Source organism: Streptomyces sp. BK340 (genome assembly GCF_007827595.1).
Classification (GTDB): Bacteria; Actinomycetota; Actinomycetes; order Streptomycetales; family Streptomycetaceae; genus Streptomyces.
Genome location: NZ_VISR01000012.1, coordinates 227,632 through 247,364 on the forward strand (window position 1 = coordinate 227,632; position 19,733 = coordinate 247,364).

17 protein-coding genes are annotated in these 19,733 nt (G+C 72.3%); 12 read left to right on the forward strand and 5 right to left on the reverse strand.

All coding sequences use genetic code 11. The features are described 5' to 3' along the window. Window positions 1–10: 10 nt before the first annotated feature. Window positions 11–760: an SDR family oxidoreductase gene (locus tag FB157_RS22490; protein ID WP_145882395.1), complete on the reverse strand. Its 750-nt coding sequence runs from the start codon at window positions 758–760 to the stop codon at window positions 11–13. Between the two features lie 140 nt (window positions 761–900). Between FB157_RS22490 and FB157_RS22495 the strand changes: the two genes are divergently transcribed. The 3 genes from FB157_RS22495 to FB157_RS22505 all read left to right on the forward strand — a co-directional run bounded on the left by FB157_RS22495 (window position 901) and on the right by FB157_RS22505 (window position 5,995). Further along, complete coding sequence (locus FB157_RS22495; RefSeq protein WP_145882396.1) at window positions 901–1,770, forward strand: helix-turn-helix transcriptional regulator; 870 nt, start codon at window positions 901–903, stop codon at window positions 1,768–1,770. A 312-nt stretch (window positions 1,771–2,082) separates the two neighbouring features. Continuing rightward, window positions 2,083–3,189 (forward strand): GNAT family N-acetyltransferase, encoded by a 1,107-nt coding sequence (locus FB157_RS22500; protein WP_145882397.1) that lies wholly within the window; start codon window positions 2,083–2,085, stop codon window positions 3,187–3,189. Between the two features lie 163 nt (window positions 3,190–3,352). Continuing rightward, a complete protein-coding gene (locus tag FB157_RS22505) occupies window positions 3,353–5,995 on the forward strand; it encodes a glycosyl hydrolase (RefSeq protein ID WP_145882398.1) in 2,643 nt (880 codons plus the stop codon). A 45-nt stretch (window positions 5,996–6,040) separates the two neighbouring features. Here the strand turns inward: FB157_RS22505 and FB157_RS48615 are convergent, their stop codons facing one another. Together FB157_RS48615 and FB157_RS22515 are read right to left on the reverse strand one after the other, a co-directional pair. Further along, window positions 6,041–6,670, reverse strand: coding sequence for a hypothetical protein (locus FB157_RS48615; RefSeq protein WP_261386437.1), 630 nt, complete (start codon window positions 6,668–6,670; stop codon window positions 6,041–6,043). Window positions 6,671–6,711: 41 nt separating this feature from the next. Then, window positions 6,712–7,068, reverse strand: coding sequence for a hypothetical protein (locus tag FB157_RS22515; RefSeq protein WP_145882399.1), 357 nt, complete (start codon window positions 7,066–7,068; stop codon window positions 6,712–6,714). Here FB157_RS22515 and FB157_RS22520 point away from each other — a divergent pair. The 7 genes from FB157_RS22520 to FB157_RS22550 all read left to right on the forward strand — a co-directional run bounded on the left by FB157_RS22520 (window position 7,055) and on the right by FB157_RS22550 (window position 15,253). Further along, on the forward strand, window positions 7,055–7,360 hold the full coding sequence (locus FB157_RS22520) for a hypothetical protein (protein WP_261386439.1): 306 nt from the start codon (window positions 7,055–7,057) through the stop codon (window positions 7,358–7,360). The genes FB157_RS22515 and FB157_RS22520 overlap by 14 nt on opposite strands. Window positions 7,361–7,441: 81 nt before the next feature. Next, a complete protein-coding gene (locus FB157_RS22525; RefSeq protein WP_145882400.1) occupies window positions 7,442–8,143 on the forward strand; it encodes an SDR family oxidoreductase in 702 nt (233 codons plus the stop codon). A gap of 146 nt (window positions 8,144–8,289) precedes the next feature. Next, window positions 8,290–9,465 carry an FAD-dependent oxidoreductase gene (locus tag FB157_RS22530; protein WP_145882401.1) on the forward strand — a complete coding sequence of 392 codons (1,176 nt, stop codon included), beginning with the start codon at window positions 8,290–8,292 and terminating at the stop codon, window positions 9,463–9,465. A gap of 113 nt (window positions 9,466–9,578) precedes the next feature. Further along, window positions 9,579–11,390 (forward strand): RICIN domain-containing protein, encoded by a 1,812-nt coding sequence (locus tag FB157_RS22535; RefSeq protein ID WP_261386440.1) that lies wholly within the window; start codon window positions 9,579–9,581, stop codon window positions 11,388–11,390. A 50-nt stretch (window positions 11,391–11,440) separates the two neighbouring features. Beyond that, complete coding sequence (locus FB157_RS22540; protein WP_145882403.1) at window positions 11,441–12,256, forward strand: inositol monophosphatase family protein; 816 nt, start codon at window positions 11,441–11,443, stop codon at window positions 12,254–12,256. Between the two features lie 132 nt (window positions 12,257–12,388). Next, entirely contained in the window at window positions 12,389–14,929 is a 2,541-nt protein-coding gene (locus tag FB157_RS22545) for a discoidin domain-containing protein (RefSeq protein WP_145882404.1), read from the forward strand. A gap of 90 nt (window positions 14,930–15,019) precedes the next feature. Then, complete coding sequence (locus FB157_RS22550; RefSeq protein ID WP_145882405.1) at window positions 15,020–15,253, forward strand: chaplin; 234 nt, start codon at window positions 15,020–15,022, stop codon at window positions 15,251–15,253. Window positions 15,254–15,317: 64 nt separating this feature from the next. Here the strand turns inward: FB157_RS22550 and FB157_RS22555 are convergent, their stop codons facing one another. Beyond that, a complete protein-coding gene (locus FB157_RS22555) occupies window positions 15,318–16,514 on the reverse strand; it encodes an acyltransferase (RefSeq protein WP_145882406.1) in 1,197 nt (398 codons plus the stop codon). 87 nt (window positions 16,515–16,601) lie between these two features. Continuing rightward, window positions 16,602–17,645 carry a hypothetical protein gene (locus FB157_RS22560; RefSeq protein WP_186581634.1) on the reverse strand — a complete coding sequence of 348 codons (1,044 nt, stop codon included), beginning with the start codon at window positions 17,643–17,645 and terminating at the stop codon, window positions 16,602–16,604. Window positions 17,646–17,963: 318 nt separating this feature from the next. Here FB157_RS22560 and FB157_RS22565 point away from each other — a divergent pair, with 318 nt between their 5' ends. Both FB157_RS22565 and FB157_RS22570 read left to right on the forward strand, forming a co-directional pair. After that, window positions 17,964–19,088: an abortive phage infection protein gene (locus tag FB157_RS22565; protein ID WP_145882407.1), complete on the forward strand. Its 1,125-nt coding sequence runs from the start codon at window positions 17,964–17,966 to the stop codon at window positions 19,086–19,088. A gap of 188 nt (window positions 19,089–19,276) precedes the next feature. Then, on the forward strand, window positions 19,277–19,720 hold the full coding sequence (locus tag FB157_RS22570; RefSeq protein WP_145882408.1) for a Fur family transcriptional regulator: 444 nt from the start codon (window positions 19,277–19,279) through the stop codon (window positions 19,718–19,720). The last annotated feature ends 13 nt before the right edge of the window (window positions 19,721–19,733 follow it).

Genomic DNA, 19,733 nt, shown 5'->3' on the forward strand with positions numbered 1-19,733 from the left:
GTGAGGGGTGTCAGACGATGCCGCCGTTGGCGCGTACGACCTGCCCGTTGACCCAGTGGCCGGCCGGGGAGGCCAGGAAGGCCACCACCTCGGCGATGTCGGCGGGCGTGCCGAGCCGCTCCAGCGGGGGCTGGGCGGCCAGCGCGGCGACCGTCTGCTCGTCCTTGCCGTCCAGGAACAGATCGGTGGCCGTGGGCCCGGGCGCGACGGCGTTCACGGTGACGTCCCGGCCGCGCAGTTCCCGGGCCAGCACCATGGTCATCGCCTCGACCGCGCCCTTGCTGGCGCTGTAGGCGCCGTAGGCCGGGAAGGCCAGCCCCACCACGGAGGTGGAGAAGGCGATGAACGAGCCGCCCCGGCGCAGTGTCCGGGCCGCCTGCCGGGCGACCACGAAGGTGCCGCGGATGTTGGTGCGGTGCATGGCGTCCAGTTCCGCCAGGTCCAGCTCGGCGATCGGCGCCAGGTACATCCGGCCGGCCGCGTGGACCACGACGTCGACTCCGCCGAACTCGCGAGCGGCCGTCCCGAACAGCTCGGCGACCTGGGCTTCGTCGGCGACGTCGGCCCGGACCGCGACCGCACGGCCGCCGGCCGCGGTGACGTCCTTGACGGCGGCCTCGGCCAGGTCGCGGTTGCCCGCGTACCCGACCACCACGGCGTAGCCGTCGGCGGCGAGCCGGGCCACCGTCTCGCGGCCGATGCCGCGGGAGCCGCCGGTGACGACGGCGACGCGGGGAGCTGTGGTTTCCTGCGTGGACATGGGGACTCCTGGGGGCTGGAGGGGATGGTTCCCGGTTGCGCCTCCAGCCTGGGCCGCCGTCCGCGCGGCAGCCACGGCTCGCCTCACCCTGGGGTCGGCAACCCCTGGTTACGCGCCGTGGCAGGGGTGACCATGGGGGCGTGAACCACTCGGAGCTCGCCGCCTTCCTGAAGTCCCGCCGTGACCGGGTCCGTCCCGCGGACGCCGGCCTGCCCGCCGGGCCCCGCCGCCGCGTCCCGGGCCTGCGGCGCGAGGAGGTCGCGCAGCTGGCCGGGCTCTCCGCCGACTACTACACCGAGCTGGAACGCGGCCGCGGCGCCCAGCCCTCCGCACAGGTGCTGGCCGCCCTCGCCCGCGCCCTGCGGCTGAGCGGCGACGAACGCGACCACCTCTTCCACCTGGCCGAGCGCCCCGTTCCGACCGCCCACAGCACCGCGGCGCACGCCCAGCCCGCCCTGCTCGGCCTGCTGGACCGGCTCACCACCACCCCCGCGCAGATCATCAACGACCTGCACGAGACCCTCGCCCAGAACCCGCTGGCGCTGGCGCTCCTCGGCCCGCCCCCGGCCACCCGGGGTCCCGAGGCGAGCTTCGTCCACCGCTGGTTCACCGACCCCGCCGCTCGCGCCGTCTACCCCGTCGAGGACCACCCGCACCACTCCCGGGTCTTCGTCGCGGACCTGCAGGCGGTCGCCGCCCGCCGGGCCAAGGACGCCGAGGTCGCCCGCATGGTGGCCGCGCTGCGCCGGCGCAGCGAGGAGTTCGCCGCGCTCTGGGAGCAGCGGGACGTGGCGCTGCGGCGCACCGACCACAAACGGATCGTCCATCCCGCGCTCGGCGTCATCGAACTCGACTGCCACAACCTGTTCAGCGAGGACGGCCGCCAGCGCCTGCTGTGGTTCAGCGCCCCGCCCGGCACCGACGGCGCCGCACAGCTGGAACTGCTGTCGGTGATCGGCACCCAGGACATGACGGCGGGCGCGGACCGTTCGGAGCACCGGCCGGGCTGAGGCAGGGGGGCGCACGGTGCACGCCGTGCCGCCCCGATTCGTCTCCGATGTCCGCGGACCCGTGGCGGACCATCCGTCGCCTGAGGCACCCTTGACAGTGTGCGTACGGTTTCGCGACGTTTGAGCACTGGCGCACGGCGGGGAGTCGGAGTCAGCACAAGAGATGACAGGACGCGCCCGGCGCGTCATGGGGGGAGCGGTCGCCCATGCGTTCCATGAGTCACGGTCCACACGGTGTGCCACGCGCCTTGCCGGCCGGTGCGGTACGCGAGAGATCGCTCGCGGAGCCGGCGGAAGGGCGGGCGAGCTGACGTGCAGATCACGATTCACAGACCCGGTGACCTGACCTCCGCGCTGCGCACCGCCTGGCACCGGGCGATGGACGAGTCGCCGGAGTACGCCAACCCCTTCCTGGCACCGGAGTTCACCATCGCGGTGGGCCGCCGGCGGGGCGGGGCGCGGGTGGCGATCCTGCGGGAGGACGGGGACCCCGTCGGCTTCTTCCCGTACGAGAAAGGGCCCTTGGGCACCGGCCGGGCCATCGGACTCGGGCTGTCCGACTGCCAGGCCCTGGTGCACCGGCCCGGCGTCACCTGGGACGCCGCGGATCTGCTGCGCGCCTGCGGGCTCAGCATCTTCGAGTTCGACCATCTCGTCCAGGAGCAGCGGCCGTTCGCCCCGCACGTCACCGGCAGCTTCGCCTCACCGGTGATCGACGTGAAGCCCGGCGACGGCGGCTACGCCGAGTGGCTGCGCGGCAGCTACCCGGGGCTGGCCAAGACGACGCTGAAGAAGGAACGCCGGCTCGGGCGGGACATCGGGGAGGTGCGGTTCGAGTTCGACGAGCGGGATCCGCGGGCCCTGCGCACGCTCATGGAATGGAAGTCCGCCCAGTACCGCCGTACGGGACGCATGGACCGCTTCGCGCGGCCCTGGATCGTGGACCTGGTGGACCACCTCTTCCATGTACGCGAGGAGCACTTCACCGGGGTGCTGTCCGTGCTGTACGCCGGGGACCGCCCGGTGGCCGCCCACTTCGGCCCGCGCTCCAGCACGGTCCTGGCGGCCTGGTTCACCGCGTACGATCCCGAACTGCACTACTACTCGCCCGGGTTGATGATGCACCTGAGGACCGCCGAGGCGGCCGCCCGCAACGGGGTGACTCTGGTGGACCTGGGGCGCGGCGACAAGGAGTACAAGGACTGGCTGAAGACCCGTGAACTGCGGGTCGGCGAGGGCTTCGCCGCCCGCGCCCACCCCGTGGCCATGGCACAGCGGCTGTGGCGCAGACCGGTACGCGGCCTGCGTAACACGGTCCTCGCCCATCCCCGGCTGCGCGAGCCCGCAGACCGCCTGCTGAAGACCGCGGGCCGGCTGCGTACCCAGGGTCTGCCCGGCGCTTCAGGCCGCGGGGAGTGACGCGGAAGGACGCCACCCGGCGCCCGCCGCGCCCGAAGAACCCGGGCCGGACAGTTATCTACTGGCAGGTTCTTGTCAAAAGCGCGTCAAGTCGCGGACGATCCAGCGTCCGCGTGGTCGGGTCTCCTGCGACGGCAGTCGATGCCCCTCTGGGAGGTCCCCGTTGTCCGTGCCGACCCGCAGAAGACGGTGGTTCACCGTCTGTGCGCTCACCGCGTCCGCCGCGCTCGTCGCGATACCCCCGTCCGCCGCCTCCGGCCGCGGCGGTGTCAGTCCCTTCGGAGTCCGTACGCTCGGCCAACTCGCCAAGGAGCGGGTGCAGTCGGTGGGTGCCAGGTCGCCGCACCTGAAGGCCGATGACGACGACGGCAACGAGGCCGACGAGATCGCCGAGGGTGCCGACCAGTACGCGGAGGCCCGCACCTCACCCGGTGTCGTCCAACCCGGCGCGTACGGCGCCGCCTGGCGGGGCCTCAGGAACCTGCCGAGCACGGACGGCAGATGGCGCAACATCACCGACCTGCCGTACAACTCCGACGACCAGCGCTACCGGGACATCGACTCCAACTCCAGCGGCGGCTCGGGCAATGTGACCGGCCGGATGGCCGCGATCGCCGCCGACGACGGCGGCTACGTCTACGCGGGCAGCGCCGGCGGCGGGGTCTGGCGCTCGCGCAGCGGAGGCGGCCACTGGCAGCCCATCAGCGACCGGCTGCCGGCGCAGTCCACCGGCGCCCTCGCCCTCGACGGCGCGGGCCGGCTGTGGCTGGGCACCGGCGAGGCCACCACCAACGCCGACGCCTACCTCGGCAGCGGCGTCTACGTCCTGGCCCACCCGCACCACGGCACGTTCTCCCCGCGCCGCCGGGTCGGCGGCGACGAACTGGACAGCACCACCATCCACGAGCTGCGCTTCGGCGGCGGCAAGGTCTGGGCGGCCACCAGCAAGGGCGTCTGGAGCCATTCCACGAAGAAGCTGGGCGGCGCCTGGAAGCTGGAGTTCGCACCCAACCCCGACTATCTGCCGGGCGGTTCCAAGGCCGGCGACCCGAGCGCCCCGTACAAGAACATCGCCAACGACATCGCCATCGACCCCAAGGACCCGTCCAAGGTGGTCCTGGCCGTCGGCTGGCGCAGCGGCGACGACTACAACGGCTTCTACACCGAGACCGGCGGCACCTGGACGCGGATCACCGGCGGCCTCGGCGACCTGCCCGGCGACGCGGACAACGTCGGCAACGTCACCTTCGCCCGCTCCGCCGACGGCTCCCGCTACTACGCCATCGAGCAGTCGCCCGAGCAGCTGAGCACCAACCCGGACAGCGGTCTGGAGGGCATCTTCGTCTCCAGGTCCGGGTCCCCGACCGGCCCCTGGACGAAGATCGCCGACTACAAGGGACTGGCAGCCGACAACTCCGCGCTGACCACCGCGGGTTACATGCCGGGCGTCCAGGCCTGGTACAACCAGTTCCTCACCGTGGACCCGAGCGACCCGCAGCACGTGTACGCCGGTCTCGAGGAGGTCTACGAGACCAAGGACGGCGGCACGAACTGGTCCACCGTCGGGCCGTACTGGAACTTCACCTTCTCCTGCTGGAGCATCGACCCCGCCAAGCAGACCGGCGACTGCCACCAGACCACCCACTCCGACCAGCACGGCGTCGCGATCGGCCGCTACCACGGCAAGAGCTTCGTGTACGTCGGCAACGACGGCGGTGTCTACAAGCGCCCGGCCGACGGCTCCCAGGACGCCTCCGGCCACGCCACCGACTGGACCTCCCTCAACGACGGCACCATCGACACCCTCCAGTACTACTCCGTCGGCATCGGCAGGGACCTCGACCACGGCGGCCTGTCCGTCACCGGCGGTCTGCAGGACAACGGCCAGTCCGTCCTGCGCGGCAATGACAAGGTGATGGGCTCCAACTTCGGCGGCGACGGCGGCGACACCCTGACCGATCCCGCCAACGGCTGCAACATCGCCCAGGAGTACGTCTACCTCGCCGTCCAGGTCACCCAGAACTGCGCCGTCAACGACGGCAGCTGGACCACCGACGCAAGCAGGGCCACGTCGTACGGCGTCGCCCCGCCCGACAACGCCACCAGTGAGGCCCGCTTCATCGCCCCGCTCGCGACGGACCTGAAGAACGGCTCCACCTGGATCGCCGGCGGCCGTCACATCTGGGTGCAGACCCACGGCTACGCCATCCGCAGCGGCGCCGAGTGGACGAGCGTGCACGACTTCGGCGCCGGGCGCGTCGCGACCGCCGTCGCCGCCTCCGGCGGGAAGGTCTACGCCGCCTGGTGCGGACCGTGCAACAACCAGGGCTTCGCCCGTGGCATCGCCGTCGGCAACGCGGACGGCACCGGCTGGCACGACATCACCCTGCCGGTGGACGGGATCGTACCCAACCGCTACCTCAGCGGCTTCGCCGTCGACCCGAAGAACGCCGACCACGTCTTCCTCGCGGTCAACGGCTTCTCCCGGCACTGGACCGAGGGCCCGGGCGCGGGCGTCGGCCATGTCTTCGAGTCCACGGACGGCGGCACCACCTGGAAGGACGTCTCGGCGAACCTTCCCGACGTGCCGGCCGACTCCGCCCTGGTGACGGCGGACGGCGGTCTCGCCGTGGCCACGGACCTCGGCGTCGTCTACCGCGCACCGGGCCGTACGACGTGGCAGCGGGTCGGCGACCTGCCGGCCGTCGCCGTCCTCCAGTTGAAGACGAGCCCCGACGGCGGCACCCTGTACGCGGCCACCCACGGCCGGGGCATCTACACCATCAGGCTCCGCGACCTCGACTGAGCGGCGCGCACGAGCGCTGAACGGGTGACCCCGCTGATCCCGGAGTCACCCGTTCCGCGTGTACGGCACCACGTTCACGTCCAGTGTGAGGACACCCCGCGGGGCACCCGCCACGTCCGGAGCCTTCGCCGAGACGGTGATTCGGGCGGCACCGCCCCGGGTGCCCGCGCAGCGCAGGGTGGCATGCGCGCCGGCGTCCGGGTCCACCTGCCAGCCCGAGACCAGGACGAGGGCGGGCGCAGAACTCGTCACTCCGGTCCACCGCTTGTCGTCCTCGCGGGGCCGCAGCACCAACCGCACCACGGCCCCGGGCCGCACACACAGCTCCCGCCGCATCGGGTCACCGGGGGAGACGGCGACGTCGACGGTTCCGGCCGCACAGCGCACGGCCGGTGCCGAAGGGCTCCGGGCCTCGCCGGCGGTGGACGCGGGGGCGGCCGGGCTGCTGGACGTACCGCCGCCGCCCCCGGACGGAGAAGCCGGCCGTGACGCCCCGTTCCCGGCACCCCGCCCCGCCGATGCGCCGCACCCCGCCAGCAGGACCACCGCGGCCGCCGCACACCCGACCGTCCACCACCGCATACCGGACCTCCCACAGACGCCGCCCGCCACCGGGGGCGGCGAACCGAGTGACATGTGGACCAGCATGACGCCCAGGCCGGTACGGGTGTCCACCCCGGTCGGGGCTCCAAGCGCGCCCGGTGGCCGTGCAAGGCTCAGGCGACGCGGTCCAGCGACGCCTCCAGGTCGAGTTCGCCCTCGCGGGTCTGGGCGCCGGCTGCCAAGGCGGCTCGCGTCCGCTCGACCGCGGCGTCCGGTGCCGGGTAGACGCCGCCCAGGGCCCTGCTCTCCTCGCCGAGCCCCGCCGGCAGGCTTCCACTGGTGGCTGCGGCGCCGACCGCCGCCTTCGCCGCGGTGATCTGCTCCGGGCGCAGCGCCGCGATCCGCCGGGCGAGGGTCTCGACGAAGCCGTCCAGTTCCTCCGGCGGCAGGGCGCGGTTGATCCATCCGTAGCGTTCGGCCGTCTCGGCGTCGAACCTGTGCGCCGGATTCGAGGTCGTGCTGACTGCCAACCACACGCCGAAGCGGGTGCCGGAGCTGTACCGCCTCATTTTCGCCACTCCCTCGCTGCGTGCCCGCTCCATCGAGAAGCGGCTGCGCCGGCAGGCCGGACTCGTCCCGGTGATCCGGGCGCGGCTGGGCACCGGCCCCGGCCCCGCCTGCGATCCGCGTGCCAGGGCGATCGTCGCGACGGTCTTCGTCTGTGGCGACACGGCGGCCGAGCTCTGCGTCGAGCACGACGGACGTCCCGACCCGGCAGAGCTCTATGGCCGGTGCCTCGCGGCGGTGCGGGGCGGCGACTGAGAGCGGCGTCCGCCTTGAGTCGGGAAACCGATCGGTTTACGATGCTGGAAACCGATCGGTTTCACCTGTCTGGAGACTGCCGTGACCGCACTCAAGAACGCCGTCGTCCTCGTCACCGGTGGCAGCCGTGGCGTCGGAAAGGCCATCGTCGAGGAGCTGTACGAGCGGGGAGCGGGGAAGGTGTACGCCACCGCCCGCGACCCGCGCACCATCACCCACCCGGACGCCGTCGCGCTGCCTCTGGAGGTCACCGACCCCGCCTCGGTGGCGGCCCTGGCCGAGCAGGCGCCGGACGTGACCGTACTGATCAACAACGCCGGCATCTCGACCGGTGCCCGGGTGCTCACCTCCCCGCTGGAGGACGTGCGCCGAGAGTTCGAGATCAACTACTACGGCCCGCTGCTGCTCACCCGCGCCTTCGTGCCGGTCATCGAGCGCAACGGCGGCGGCCACATCCTGAACGTCCACTCCGCGCTGTCCTGGCTCGCCGACGGCAGCAGCTACAGCTCCACCAAGGCCGCCCTGTGGTCGCAGACCAACAGTCTGCGCCTGGACCTCCAGTCCCGCGGCATCCGGGTGACGGGTCTTCACATGGCTTACGTGGACACCGACATGACGGCCGGACTCGACGCCCCGAAGGCGAACGCCCGCGACATCGCGGTGGCCGCCCTCGACGGCATCGAGTCCGGAGCGCACGAGGTGCTCGGCGACGACACCACCCGCTGGGTCAAGTCCGTCCTCTCGCAGGACCTCGCGTCGATGTACCAGCAGCTCGCCGAGTGAGCCCGGAGTCCGGGCCGCCGGGGCGTGGCGCAGGTCAGGCCCCCGGACCCGTCCGGATGTGACACCACGTTCTTGCCCGCCCCGCCGTTCATGGCGTACCTGTGCCACCGGTCGAGGTACCGGAACGGGACGGTGGGGTGGATCCGATGGCACGCACACTGGTGATCGGCGGCGGCATCGCGGGCACGGCGGCAGCGCTGGGCCTGCAGAAGGCCGGACACGAGGTCGCCCTCTTCGAGGCGCACCCCGACACCGCCGAGGACATCGGCGCCTTCCTGACCCTGGCGACGAACGGCATGCGTGCCCTGGCCCAGCTGGACGCCACGGACGCCGTCACGACCATCGGTTTTCCGCTGACTTCGCTGCGCCTGCTCGACCGCACCGGCACCGAGGTGACACGCGCGCCGCTCGCCGGCGCGGACGACCCGGCCCTGCGCTACCGCTGCCTGCGCCGCGGCGAGCTGAACGCGGCCCTGCAGGCGGAGGCGGCCCGGCGCGGCATGGCCGTCGTCCACGGCGCCCGCCTGGTGTCCGTGGACGACGGCCCCGACGGCGTCACCGCGCACTTCGCGGACGGCAGTACTGCCACCGGAGACCTGCTGATCGGCGCGGACGGCCTCAACTCGGCCGTGCGCGGCCAGGTGGCAGCCCTCGAGGCACAGCCCCGGTACGCCGGCCAGCGCGTCTTCTACGGCTACACGGACGGCACCCCCGCCACCGAGGACGGCGGCGCCATGACCATGGTGCGCGGCAGCAAGTCCGCCTTCGGGTACGCGGTCTCGCCGGAGGGGGAGACGTACTGGTTCGCCCGCACCGCCGGCGCCCCGCTGCCCGCCGGCAGCCCCGCCCACCGCACGGCCGGCGGCCGGCGTGAGGAACTGCTCCTTCTGCTGCGCGAGGACGCCGGCCCGGCCGGCGACATCGTGGCGGCCGGCGCCGAGCGCATGATGGTCGTCAACGCCGCCGAGATGCCGCTCGGCACCCCCTGGCACGCGGGCCGCGTCCTCCTCATCGGTGACGCTGCCCACGCGGCCTCCCCGGCCACCGGGCAGGGTGCCTCGATGGCGCTCGAGGACGCGGTGGTCCTCGCCAAGGCCCTGCGCGACACCCCTGACCCGCGCACCGCGTTCGCCGTCTACGAGCAGCACCGCCGGCCGCGCGTCGAGCACAACATCACCGTCAGCGGCGGCATCTCCCGCGGCACCCACACCCCCTCGCGCGCCGGTTCCGCGGCTCCCGGCGCCACCCGCGTCGACGACGCGCTGATCCGCCAACTGGCCTGGGAGACACCGCTCCCGGCCGGTGCCGACGAGGAGCACTGAGCGGCGGGCCGCCGCGAAAGTGCAAGAGACGGAGCATGGGAGTCCATTGCCGGAGCAACCGCCGGGCCCGGATCGTTCCGGTGCAACCGGCCCTTCGGCAACAAGGAGCACCCGTGCGACTGTTGAGCAGAGCAGGCGGCGCCCTGGCCGCGGCCGCCGCCCTGACCCTGGGCGGCGGCACACCGGCCCCGGCGTCCGCCACGCCCCCGTCCGCCGACGCGACCTACAGCGTGAGCGTCGGGACACCGGTGCCGTTCACCCACCCCACGGACACCCCCGCCACCCCGTACACCGACCAGGACGGCACCTTCCACTACCAGCAGTCCGCCGCCCTCTACGGTGCGAAGGACCCGCGCACCTGGGACTTCTACACCGGCAGGGACTTCGACACCGCCAAGTTCGACAAGACGCTGAGCAAGGCCGCCGACCCGGCCAACTCGGCCGACCGCAACGACGACACCACCTGGCGGTGCAACAACAGCCCGACCGGCCGCGAGGCGACGTACGCCCCGAGCGGCTCCGGCTACGCGCAGAAGAACTACTGCGATCTGTCCGGGGTGTGGGTCGATCCCGACACCGGTGACTGGTACGGCCTCGTGCACAACGAGTTCACCCCGCAGCCCTTCGGGGACGGACTGCACTACGACGCCATCGACTACGCCGTCTCCACCGACCGGGGCCGCACCTGGACCATCGAGGACCACGTCCTGACCTCCCCGTACAGCACGCGGCGCGGGGACTCGACGGCCTTCCCGAACCAGACGTACTCCTACGGAGACGGCGACCAGCGCCTCTACGCGGACACCGCCTCCGGGTACTTCTACGTCTATTACGGCTCCCGGATCGTGGACAAGAAGGGCGGCTGGAAGGCCTTCTACGAACACGTGGCCCGCGCCCCGATCTCCGCCAAGATGGCCCCCGGTTCCTGGCGCAAGTGGTACGACGGCTCCTGGTCCCAGCCCGGCACCGGCGGCCGGGAGAGCAACATCGTGCCCGTCGACGCCGGGCACCCCACCGGCTACACCCCCGTCTCGGGCGAGTACGACCCGGCCGGCACCGGCACCGCGGCCGAGCAGATCGCGGCCGGCAAGATGCCCCCGACGTCACCGCTGTTCGTCATGAACATCGCCTACGACGCCCACCTCGGCCTCTACATCGGAGAACCGCAGGCCGTCGACCAGAGCGGCGACTCACCGCAGTACTTCTACGCCACCGACGACCTGGCCTCGCAGAGGTGGCACCTCATCGGCGACACCGGCGGCTACACGAACGCGTCCTGGTACCGCTGGTTCCTCGACCCCGCCAACCGGACCGGCTCCGCCGTGGTCGGCAGGACCTTCCGCTCGTACTGCTCCTTCGGCTGCTCCCACGACGCCTCCGGCGAGTACGTCGACGTCACCGTCGACTCCGACCGGCCCGCAGCCCCACCGGTGGACACCACCCGCCGCTACCGCATCACCGGCGGCACGGACCGGGTCCTCGCCCAGAGTTCCCGCGGCGCCGGCACGACGTCCGTCGCGTCCGCGACCGGCTCCGCCCGGGAGTCGTGGACCTTCACCGCCACCGGTGACGGCGCCTTCACCTTCGCCAACGCCGCCAGCGGCCGGCTGCTGGGCGTCGACTCCGCCAACGCCGCCGGCCGTGCCTGGGGCGCCCGGCCGACCGTCACCGCGGCACCGGCCGGCGGGCCGACCGTGGGCCAGCAGTGGTTCCTGATCCGCTGCGCCCGTGACGGCGGCGGCTACCGTCTCGTCAACCGCTACAGCGGCCTCGTCCTCGCCCTGTCCGGGACCTCCGGCCGGCACGCCGAGACCACCCCGGCACGCAACTGGACGGACATGAGCGGCAGTTCCGTCGGTGGTGGGCGCACCGCGGCCGAACAGACCCTGTCCCTCACGCCGACCGGACCAGCCCGCACACGGTGAACCGCTCCGGGCCCGCCGGCCCGGCGGGCCCGGAACCTATCCTGCTCGACATGCTGATCGACAACGGGGAGTCCGACGCCCAGCTGGCCCTGGCGGCCGCCAGGGCGGGCGCGGACGTGGTACGCGACATGTACGGGAAATCCCTCGCCCGCTTCGACAAGTCCGCCGGCGACTTCGCGACGGCGGCCGACCTCGCGGCGGAGCAGGCCATCGTGGGCGTGCTGCGCGAGGCGCGGCCCGACGACGCCGTCACGGGCGAGGAGAGCGGCAGCACCGGCGCCGCGGCGGCGCGGCGCCGCTGGCTGGTCGACCCGCTGTGCGGCACCCTCAACTACGCGGTGCGGAACATGCTGGTGGGGGTGAACGTGGCCCTGCGGACGGACGACGGGATCACGGCGGCCGCGACGGCCGACCCGTTCAGCGGCGAGGTGTTCTGGACCGACGGGCGGCGGGCCCTGGTCCGGAACGACGGCGGGGACGAGGAGTTGACGCCCTCGCCCGAATCGCAACTGGTGGACGTCAATCTCGACCCGCCGTTCCCCAACGCCCCGGGCTTCCGCGCGGTCCGCCTCCTGGCCGACCCGGGGTTCGTGCGGCGCTTCCGGCCCCGGGTGGTATCCACGACCCTCGCGGTCGCCTGGGTGGCCGCCGGCCGCCGGGCCGGGTACGTCACCGACGGCGACCTGCGCGACAGCGTGCACTTCTCCGCCGGCATCGCCCTCTGCAGGGCCGCCGGCTGCACGGTCACCGGCATCCACGGCGGGCCCCTGCACACCGGGGCGGGCGGCCTGATCGTGGCCGCCGACCCGGAGACGCACGCCGCACTGCTGGAGACGGTCGGGAACCAGACACGCCGGCAGGCGTAGCGCGAGCCGGAAGGCCCTCGGAGGTTTTGACTTCCGAAGGCTTGCCGCCCAGTTGCCTCACCACTTAAATCAAAACATGAACTAAGCCATGGGGTCAGCTTCTTGACCTCAGCAGCCGCATGGAGCCGCCACATGAGACTGAGATCCCTGGGCATCGCGCTCGCCGCCACGGCAGCGCTGATCGCCCTGCCCGCCACCCACCCACCGGCCGCCGCGGCCGACACCCCGCTGTCACAGGGGAAGACGGCCACCGCGTCCTCCACCGAGAACGCCGGCACCGCCGCGGCCAAGGCCGTCGACGGCGACACCGGTACCCGCTGGTCCTCGGCCGCCGCCGACGACCAGTGGTTCCAGGTCGACCTGGGCGCCACCGCCTCGGTCACCCAGGTGGTCCTGAACTGGGAGACCGCCTACGGCAAGGACTACAAGGTCCAGATGTCCACGGACGGGACCGACTGGACCGACCTGAAGTCCGTCACCGGCTCCGACGGAGGCGTCGACATCCTCGACGTGTCCGGGCAGGGCCGCTACGTCCGCATGCTGGGCGTGCACCGCGCGACCCCATGGGGCTACTCCCTGTGGGAGTTCCAGGTGTTCGGCTCGACGAGCGGCACCCAGCCCACCTGCGGCACCGCGAACGCCGCGCAGGGCAGGCCCGCCACCGCCTCCTCCACCGAGAACGCCGGCACCCCCGCCTCCGCCGCCTTCGACGGCGACACCGGAACCCGCTGGTCCAGCCAGGCCTCTGACCCACAGTGGCTCCAGGTCGACCTCGGCTCGGTCCAGGACCTGTGCAAGGTCGACCTGAACTGGGAGACGGCGTACGGCAAGGACTTCCAGATCCAGGCCTCCGCCGACGGCCAGAGCTGGAGCACCCTCAAGAGCGTCACCGGCGCGACCGGCGGCACCGCCTCCTACGACGTCAGCGGCTCCGGCCGCTACCTGAGGATCCACGGCACCGCACGCGGCACCGGCTACGGCTACTCGCTGTGGGAGGTCGCCGTGCACACCGGCTCCACCGGTACCCCGCCGGTCCAGGGCGGCGGTGACCTCGGCCCCAACGTGATCGTCGTCGACCCCTCCACCCCCGATCTCCAGAAGAAGTTCGACGACGTCTTCGCCCGGCAGGAGTCCAGCCAGTTCGGCACCGGGCGCTACCAGTTCCTGCTCAAGCCCGGCACCTACAACGGCATCAACGCCCAGCTCGGGTTCTACACCTCCGTCTCCGGGCTCGGCCTGAACCCCGACGACACCCAGATCAACGGCGACGTCACCGTGGACGCGGGCTGGTTCAACGGCAACGCCACCCAGAACTTCTGGCGTTCCGCGGAGAACCTCGCCATCAGGCCGTCCAACGGCACGGACCGCTGGGCGGTCGCCCAGGCGGCGCCCTTCCGCCGTATCCATGTCCAGGGCGGCCTCAACCTCGCCCCGAACGGCTACGGCTGGGCCTCCGGCGGCTACATCGCCGACTCGAAGATCGACGGCACGGTTGGCCCCTACTCCCAGCAGCAGTGGTACACCCGCGACAGCTCGGTCGGCGGCTGGACCAACGGCGTCTGGAACATGACCTTCTCCGGCGTCCAGGGAGCACCGGCCACCAACTTCGACAGCGGTCCGTACACGACCCTGGACACGACACCCGTCTCGCGCGAGAAGCCCTTCCTCTATCTGGACGGCTCCGCCTACAAGGTGTTCGTCCCGGCCAGACGCACCGGCGTCCGCGGAGTCTCCTGGCCGGCCGACGCGGGCACCTCGATCCCGCTGGACCAGTTCTACGTCGTGAAGCCGGGCGCCACCGCCGCCACCATCAACCAGGCCCTCGCCCAGGGGCTCAACCTCCTCTTCACGCCCGGGGTCTACCACCTCGACCGGACCATCGACGTCACCCGCGCGAACACCGTCGTCCTCGGCCTCGGTCTCGCCACCCTCGTCCCGGACAACGGCGTCGACGCGATGCACGTGGCCGACGTCGACGGAGTCAGGCTGGCCGGATTCCTGATCGACGCGGGCCCCGTCAACTCCGACACGCTCCTGCGGATCGGCACCCCCGGTGCCACCGCCGACCACTCCGCCAACCCCACCACCATGCAGGACGTGTTCGTGCGCATCGGCGGCGCCGGACCCGGCCTCGCCACCAACTCCGTGGTGGTCGACAGCGACGACGTCATCATCGACCACACCTGGATCTGGCGTGCCGACCACGGCAGCGGCGTCGGCTGGGACACCAACCGCGCCGACTACGGCCTTCGCGTCAACGGCGACGACGTCCTCGCCACGGGCCTGTTCGTCGAACACTTCAACAAGTACGACGTCTACTGGAACGGGGAACGCGGCCGGACGATCTTCTTCCAGAACGAGAAGGCGTACGACGCCCCGAACGCCGCCGCCATCACCCACGACGGCATCGTCGGCTACGCGGCCTACAAGGTCGCGGACTCCGTCACCACGCACGAGGCATGGGGGCTGGGCAGCTACTGCAACTACACGGCCGATCCCTCGATCGTCCAGGCCCACGGCTTCCAGGTACCGGCCACGGCAGGCATCAGGATGCACGACCTGCTGGTGATCTCCCTCGGCGGCAAGGGCCAGTACGCCCACGTCGTCGACGACACGGGAGCCCCCACGTCGGGCACGGACACCGTCCCCTCCAAGGTCACCCGGTTCCCGTAGTCCCGAACGGCGTACCAGAGCGGGCAGGTGTCGTCCGGTGCCGCTGAGATGGAAGGGTCCCTACGTCAACCAGTGAGGCAACTCATGCGTATGCGCAGCTTTGCTACCACAGCAGTTCTCGCAGGTGCCCTTGCCCTGACCGGCACTACGGCCGCCCACGCGGCCGACCCGAACCCGGTCGGCGTCGCCACCGACAGCCCGGGCGTCCTGTCCGGCAACGTCATCCAGATCCCGCTCGACCTCGACGCCAACCTGTGCGGCGACACCATCGACATCATCGGGTTGCTGAACCCGGCACTCGCCAACTCCTGCACCAACGGCTGAAAACGTCCCGTGCGCCGGTCCCTCCTGCAGGGGCCGGCGCACGGGCGTTCGCTCGAACGCCGGGTCAGTCGCGCGCCGCCGGTGCGGGAGCCTCACACCTGGAGGACAGGGCGTCCTGCTGCCGGGCGGACGCGCCTCCGGTCCGGCGGCGGCGCAGCAGCAGGCGTCTCGCCGGGCGTTCCACGGCCTCGTACAGGAGCCAGGACAGTCCGAGGGAGAGAGTGAAGGCGACGGCGGTGACCGCCAGACCCGCCAGGACCCCGAAGTGCGGCTTCGTGCCGAGCAGGTTGGTGCCCGCGCGCAGGACCAGCAGGTGAATCATGTAGAAGGCGAACGACAGTTCCCCCAGCCGCACCATCCGCGGGTGCCGCCACAGCGAGGGCAGTCCGTACGCATCCGCGACCGCCGCGGCCGGGATGAGGAGGGTGAACCCGGCGAGGGTGCAGACGGTGGCGGAGTAGCCGGGTGTGACCTGCGGGACCAGGAAGTAGCCGATGATCGCGAGGGCAAGCGACGCCTCCAGGCCGGGCCCGCGCCAGCGGCCGAGCAGCACCAGCCGGGCCGTGACGGCGCCCAGGACGAACTCCGGCAGCCGGGCGGCGGGCAGGGAGTAGATCGACTCGTCCATCCAGTGGTGTGCGTCCGCCCGGGCCAGGACCAGCACCGCCACGACCGAGAGTCCGCCCAGTGCCGTCGCGCCTCGCGCGCCCAGCCGGCGCAGCAGCAGGATCAGCAGCGGGAAGGCCGCGTAGAAGAACGCCTCGCAGGCCAGCGACCAGCTGACCGGGTTCAGCGTCTGCCACCAGGGGCGCCACCAGGAGTGCAGCAGGAAGACGTTGGCCAGCGCCTGCTTGGGTGTCGGCTTCGACTGATGGGCCAGCGTGTACGCCATGGCGAACGCGACGGTCAGGGTGACCAGGTGTACCGGGTAGACCCGCGCGATGCGCCGCCGCCAGAAGGCGAGCGCACGGTCACGCGGCCGCGCGGACCACGTCAGCACGAAACCGGACAGCACGAAGAAGAACGACACGCCCGTGGCGCCGGCCCCGAACGCCCAGGTCACGATGTGACCGGCTTCGCCTCCGAAGTAGCCGAAGTTGTTCACGTGCAGCCCGAACACCAGCAGCGCCGCGACCCAGCGCAGCCCGGTGAGGGACGGCAGGGAGGACATGGCGGCGGGCGGGGACGATCTCGCCGACGCCGTGGACGCGTCGGTTCGTACGGACGGCGTCCGGGACACCCGGGTCGTCGCCGTGCTCATCCAATCACCTGCCGGAGGAGGTTCGCGTGGGGCATGAAGGGGAGCGTTGCCCGTTCGCCCCCTCTCCATCACATCAAGTTGCAAACATCACACTTCTGCCGAACGACGCAACCCGCGGTATGCCACGGACGGCCGGACCTGGTGCACCCGTAAGAGTGAACGCTCGCGTCGTTCGCCCGGATCGGCGCGGGCGGTGCGGGTGGACGGTGAACTTGCCTCCGCGCGGGGCGAGTTCGGGCCGGTGCCGTACGACTCCCAGGACTCGGTGTTCTCGGCCAGTCGTTCGACCCGCGCGGCCGCTGTCCGGGCGCGGCGCCCGGCCTCGCGTACGTGCCGGCCGGCCTTCCGTGCCCGCTCACGGGCGTCCTGCTCATCGGCGCGGGCCCGCCCCTGCTCCGCCTGGACGCTCCGCGCCTCCTCCCGCAGCTCCCGCAGCCGCTTCTCCGCCTGCGCCGACCGCCGGGCGGCCTCCTCCGCGTCCGCCTCGGCGGCCGCCGCCTCCTCCTGCAGCGCGCGCAGCTCGCGCTCGGCGTCCCGGGCCGCCGTGCGCGCCCCGGCGAGCTGCCGGCGGCGCTCCTCGCCGCCCCCGTGCCGCACCGCCTTCGGCCCCGGCTCCGGCGTGGGGCGGGCGCGGCGCCCGGCGGCGGCCTCGTCCGCCTCCGGAAACCCGATCGCGGCGCGGAGCGGCTTCACCAGCCGGCCCGCCGCCCACTCCCGGGCGGCCTCCGGGTCGGCCAGGACGGCGTGCAGGGTCTCCTCGACCTCGCGCCGAACGCCCTCGCCGACCGGATGACCCGCCTCGGCGGCCAGCCGTCGTGCCTGGCCTGCGAGCGCGCCGGTCAGCTCGCGCTGCCTGCGGGCGAGCAGGCGCAGCTGCGGCCCGTCCAGTTCGCGATGTGCCCGGCGCAGCTCCTCACCGAGCACGAGCAGCGGCTGGACCTCGCCGGGCAGCCTGCGGACCAGGAGATTGCCGGCCCACGCGGCCAGGCTCGGGCGCCGCAACGCGGTGATCTCCTTGGCGAGCTCCTGCTCGCCGGACGTACGGGCCTGAGCGGCATACCGGTCGCGGGCGGCGACGAATTCCTCCGGCCGCAGCCCGTACAGCTCATCGGCGACGGTGTCGAGATCCACCGGAGTCCCTCTCGAACACCCCCCATGACGGACTCCGAGTCTCCCACCCGGTGGGCTTCACGGTCACCCGTCCCGTGCGCGACCACGACGGCCCGGGCGTCGACCGCATGGTCTTCCGGCTCGGGCTCCCGCACCTCGGTCCCGCGAGCCACCGCCCCTGACCACGTCGTTCGTTCTCGCCGACGCGGTCCGCGACGAGGGCAGCGCCACCGGGTTCCACGCCCCGCGACTTTCGCCGACCGATCCGCTTCCTTCGGCCCCGCGTCCTAGACCATCGGGGGACGGCGTCGCCGGGTGCGCGCCCGACAGGGTGTCCGTATGGAGAAGAAACAAGGGATCAACCGCGCACAGTTCCTCGCCGGGATGGCGTCCGCAGGGCTTGCCGCGACGGCGCTCAACGCGGGCCCGGCTCAGGCGGGGGAGAGGCCGCAGGGACTGCGTCACCGGGGTGTCGTCTACACCGTCGGCGAGGGCGAGACGCCTGCCACCGGCTTCCGTACGGCGCGGATGCGCAAGGACATCCGCGCCATCCGCGACGAGCTGCACGCGGACACCGTGGACGTCACCGGCGACGGCGTGGAGCGTCTCACGGCCACCGCCGCGGAGGCCGCCGAGCGGGGCCTGCACGTCTGGCTGCAGCCGACGCTCGGAGACGTCCCCGAACGGGACATCCTGGACCACCTCGCCGAGACCGGCCGGTTCGCGGAGCGGCTGCGCCGGCAGGGCGCGAGCGTCGACCTCAGCGTGGGCTGCGAGTTCTGGCTGTTCGTGCCGGGCATCGTCCCGGGCGACACCGTCCTCGAACGCATCCGGAACCTGCTGGACGGCAAGGTCGACCCCGTCAGGATGCAACGGCTGCTGGACCGCTTCACGGCCAGGGCGGCCGCGGTCGGCCGCTCCGTCTTCCACGGCCGGCTCGGTTACGCGGCCGCCCAGGAGGACACGGTCGACTGGCGGCTCTTCGACATCGTCGGCATCGACTACTACTCGTACTTCCCGCACCGCGCCGACTACGTACGCGAGCTGCGCAGCTACCTGCGCTGGGGCAAACCACTGGCGATCACCGAGTTCGGCACCTGCGCCTACGTCGGCGCGCCCGAGACCCGGGGCATGGGCTGGAACATCGTCGACCTGGACAAGCACCCCGAGGAGATCAAGGGCCACCCGGTCCGCAGCGAGCGCACCCAGGCCGACTACCTCATGCGCCTGCTCGACGCCTTCTCCTCGCTGAACCTGTACGCGGCGATGGCCTTCGAGTTCGTGGCCCTCGACGCCCCGCACCGCCCCGGCGACCCCCGGCACGACCTCGACCTCGCGACCTGCGCCGTCACCAAGACCCTCGAGGACCGCCCGTTCGACCCCGCCTCCCCTCGGCACTGGGAACCCAAGGAGGCCTTCCACGCCCTGGCCCGCCGGTACGCGAGCGAGGCGTCCCGCCGCTGACGCACAGACCCCGGTGCCGCGCGCTCACCCGTTCGGGGGACCCCTCGGCTCGGCGCGCGGCGGTCCCGGACTCGCGGCCGGATGATGCCTCCGTGTCCACCGGCCGGATTCCGGCCGACGACACGTGGCCAGAATTGCATCATTCGTTTTCTTGAATCTCTCGTGTTTATGAGGGTAGGTTCGGGGTCATGACCGCATCCCAGACTCCGACCACCGCCGAGGAGCTACGCGGTGCCGGCCTGCGGGTGACGGCCGCTCGTGTCGCGCTGCTCGAGACCGTCCGCCACGGCGATCACCTCGATGTCGAGGCGATCACGTCCGGCGTACGCGACCGTGTGGGCCACATCTCCGTCCAGGCCGTGTACGAGGCGCTCCACGCGCTCACCGCGGCCGGACTCGTACGCCGTATCGAACCGCCCGGCAGCCCGGCCCGGTTCGAGGGACGCGTCGGGGACAACCACCACCACCTCGTGTGCCGTTCGTGCGGCGTCGTCGCAGACGTCGACTGCGCGGTCGGCCACGCCCCCTGTCTTACCGCGGCCGACGACCGCGGCTTTTCGATCGACGAGGCCGAGGTCATCTACTGGGGCCTGTGCCCCGACTGTTCCAGCGCCGCTACCGCAGCCCCGTGAACCCCTCAGTTCG

What these genes read in the sequence shown, in the direction of transcription:
- FB157_RS22490 (WP_145882395.1), bottom strand. Translation starts at nt 760, where the DNA reads ATGTCCACGCAGGAAACCACAGCTCCCCGCGTCGCCGTCGTCACCGGC.
- FB157_RS22545 (WP_145882404.1), top strand. Translation starts at nt 12,389, where the DNA reads ATGAGACTGAGATCCCTGGGCATCGCGCTCGCCGCCACGGCAGCGCTG.
- FB157_RS22565 (WP_145882407.1), top strand. Translation starts at nt 17,964, where the DNA reads ATGGAGAAGAAACAAGGGATCAACCGCGCACAGTTCCTCGCCGGGATG.
- FB157_RS22555 (WP_145882406.1), bottom strand. Translation starts at nt 16,514, where the DNA reads ATGAGCACGGCGACGACCCGGGTGTCCCGGACGCCGTCCGTACGAACC.
- FB157_RS22530 (WP_145882401.1), top strand. Translation starts at nt 8,290, where the DNA reads ATGGCACGCACACTGGTGATCGGCGGCGGCATCGCGGGCACGGCGGCA.
- FB157_RS22540 (WP_145882403.1), top strand. Translation starts at nt 11,441, where the DNA reads ATGCTGATCGACAACGGGGAGTCCGACGCCCAGCTGGCCCTGGCGGCC.
- FB157_RS22550 (WP_145882405.1), top strand. Translation starts at nt 15,020, where the DNA reads ATGCGCAGCTTTGCTACCACAGCAGTTCTCGCAGGTGCCCTTGCCCTG.
- FB157_RS22570 (WP_145882408.1), top strand. Translation starts at nt 19,277, where the DNA reads ATGACCGCATCCCAGACTCCGACCACCGCCGAGGAGCTACGCGGTGCC.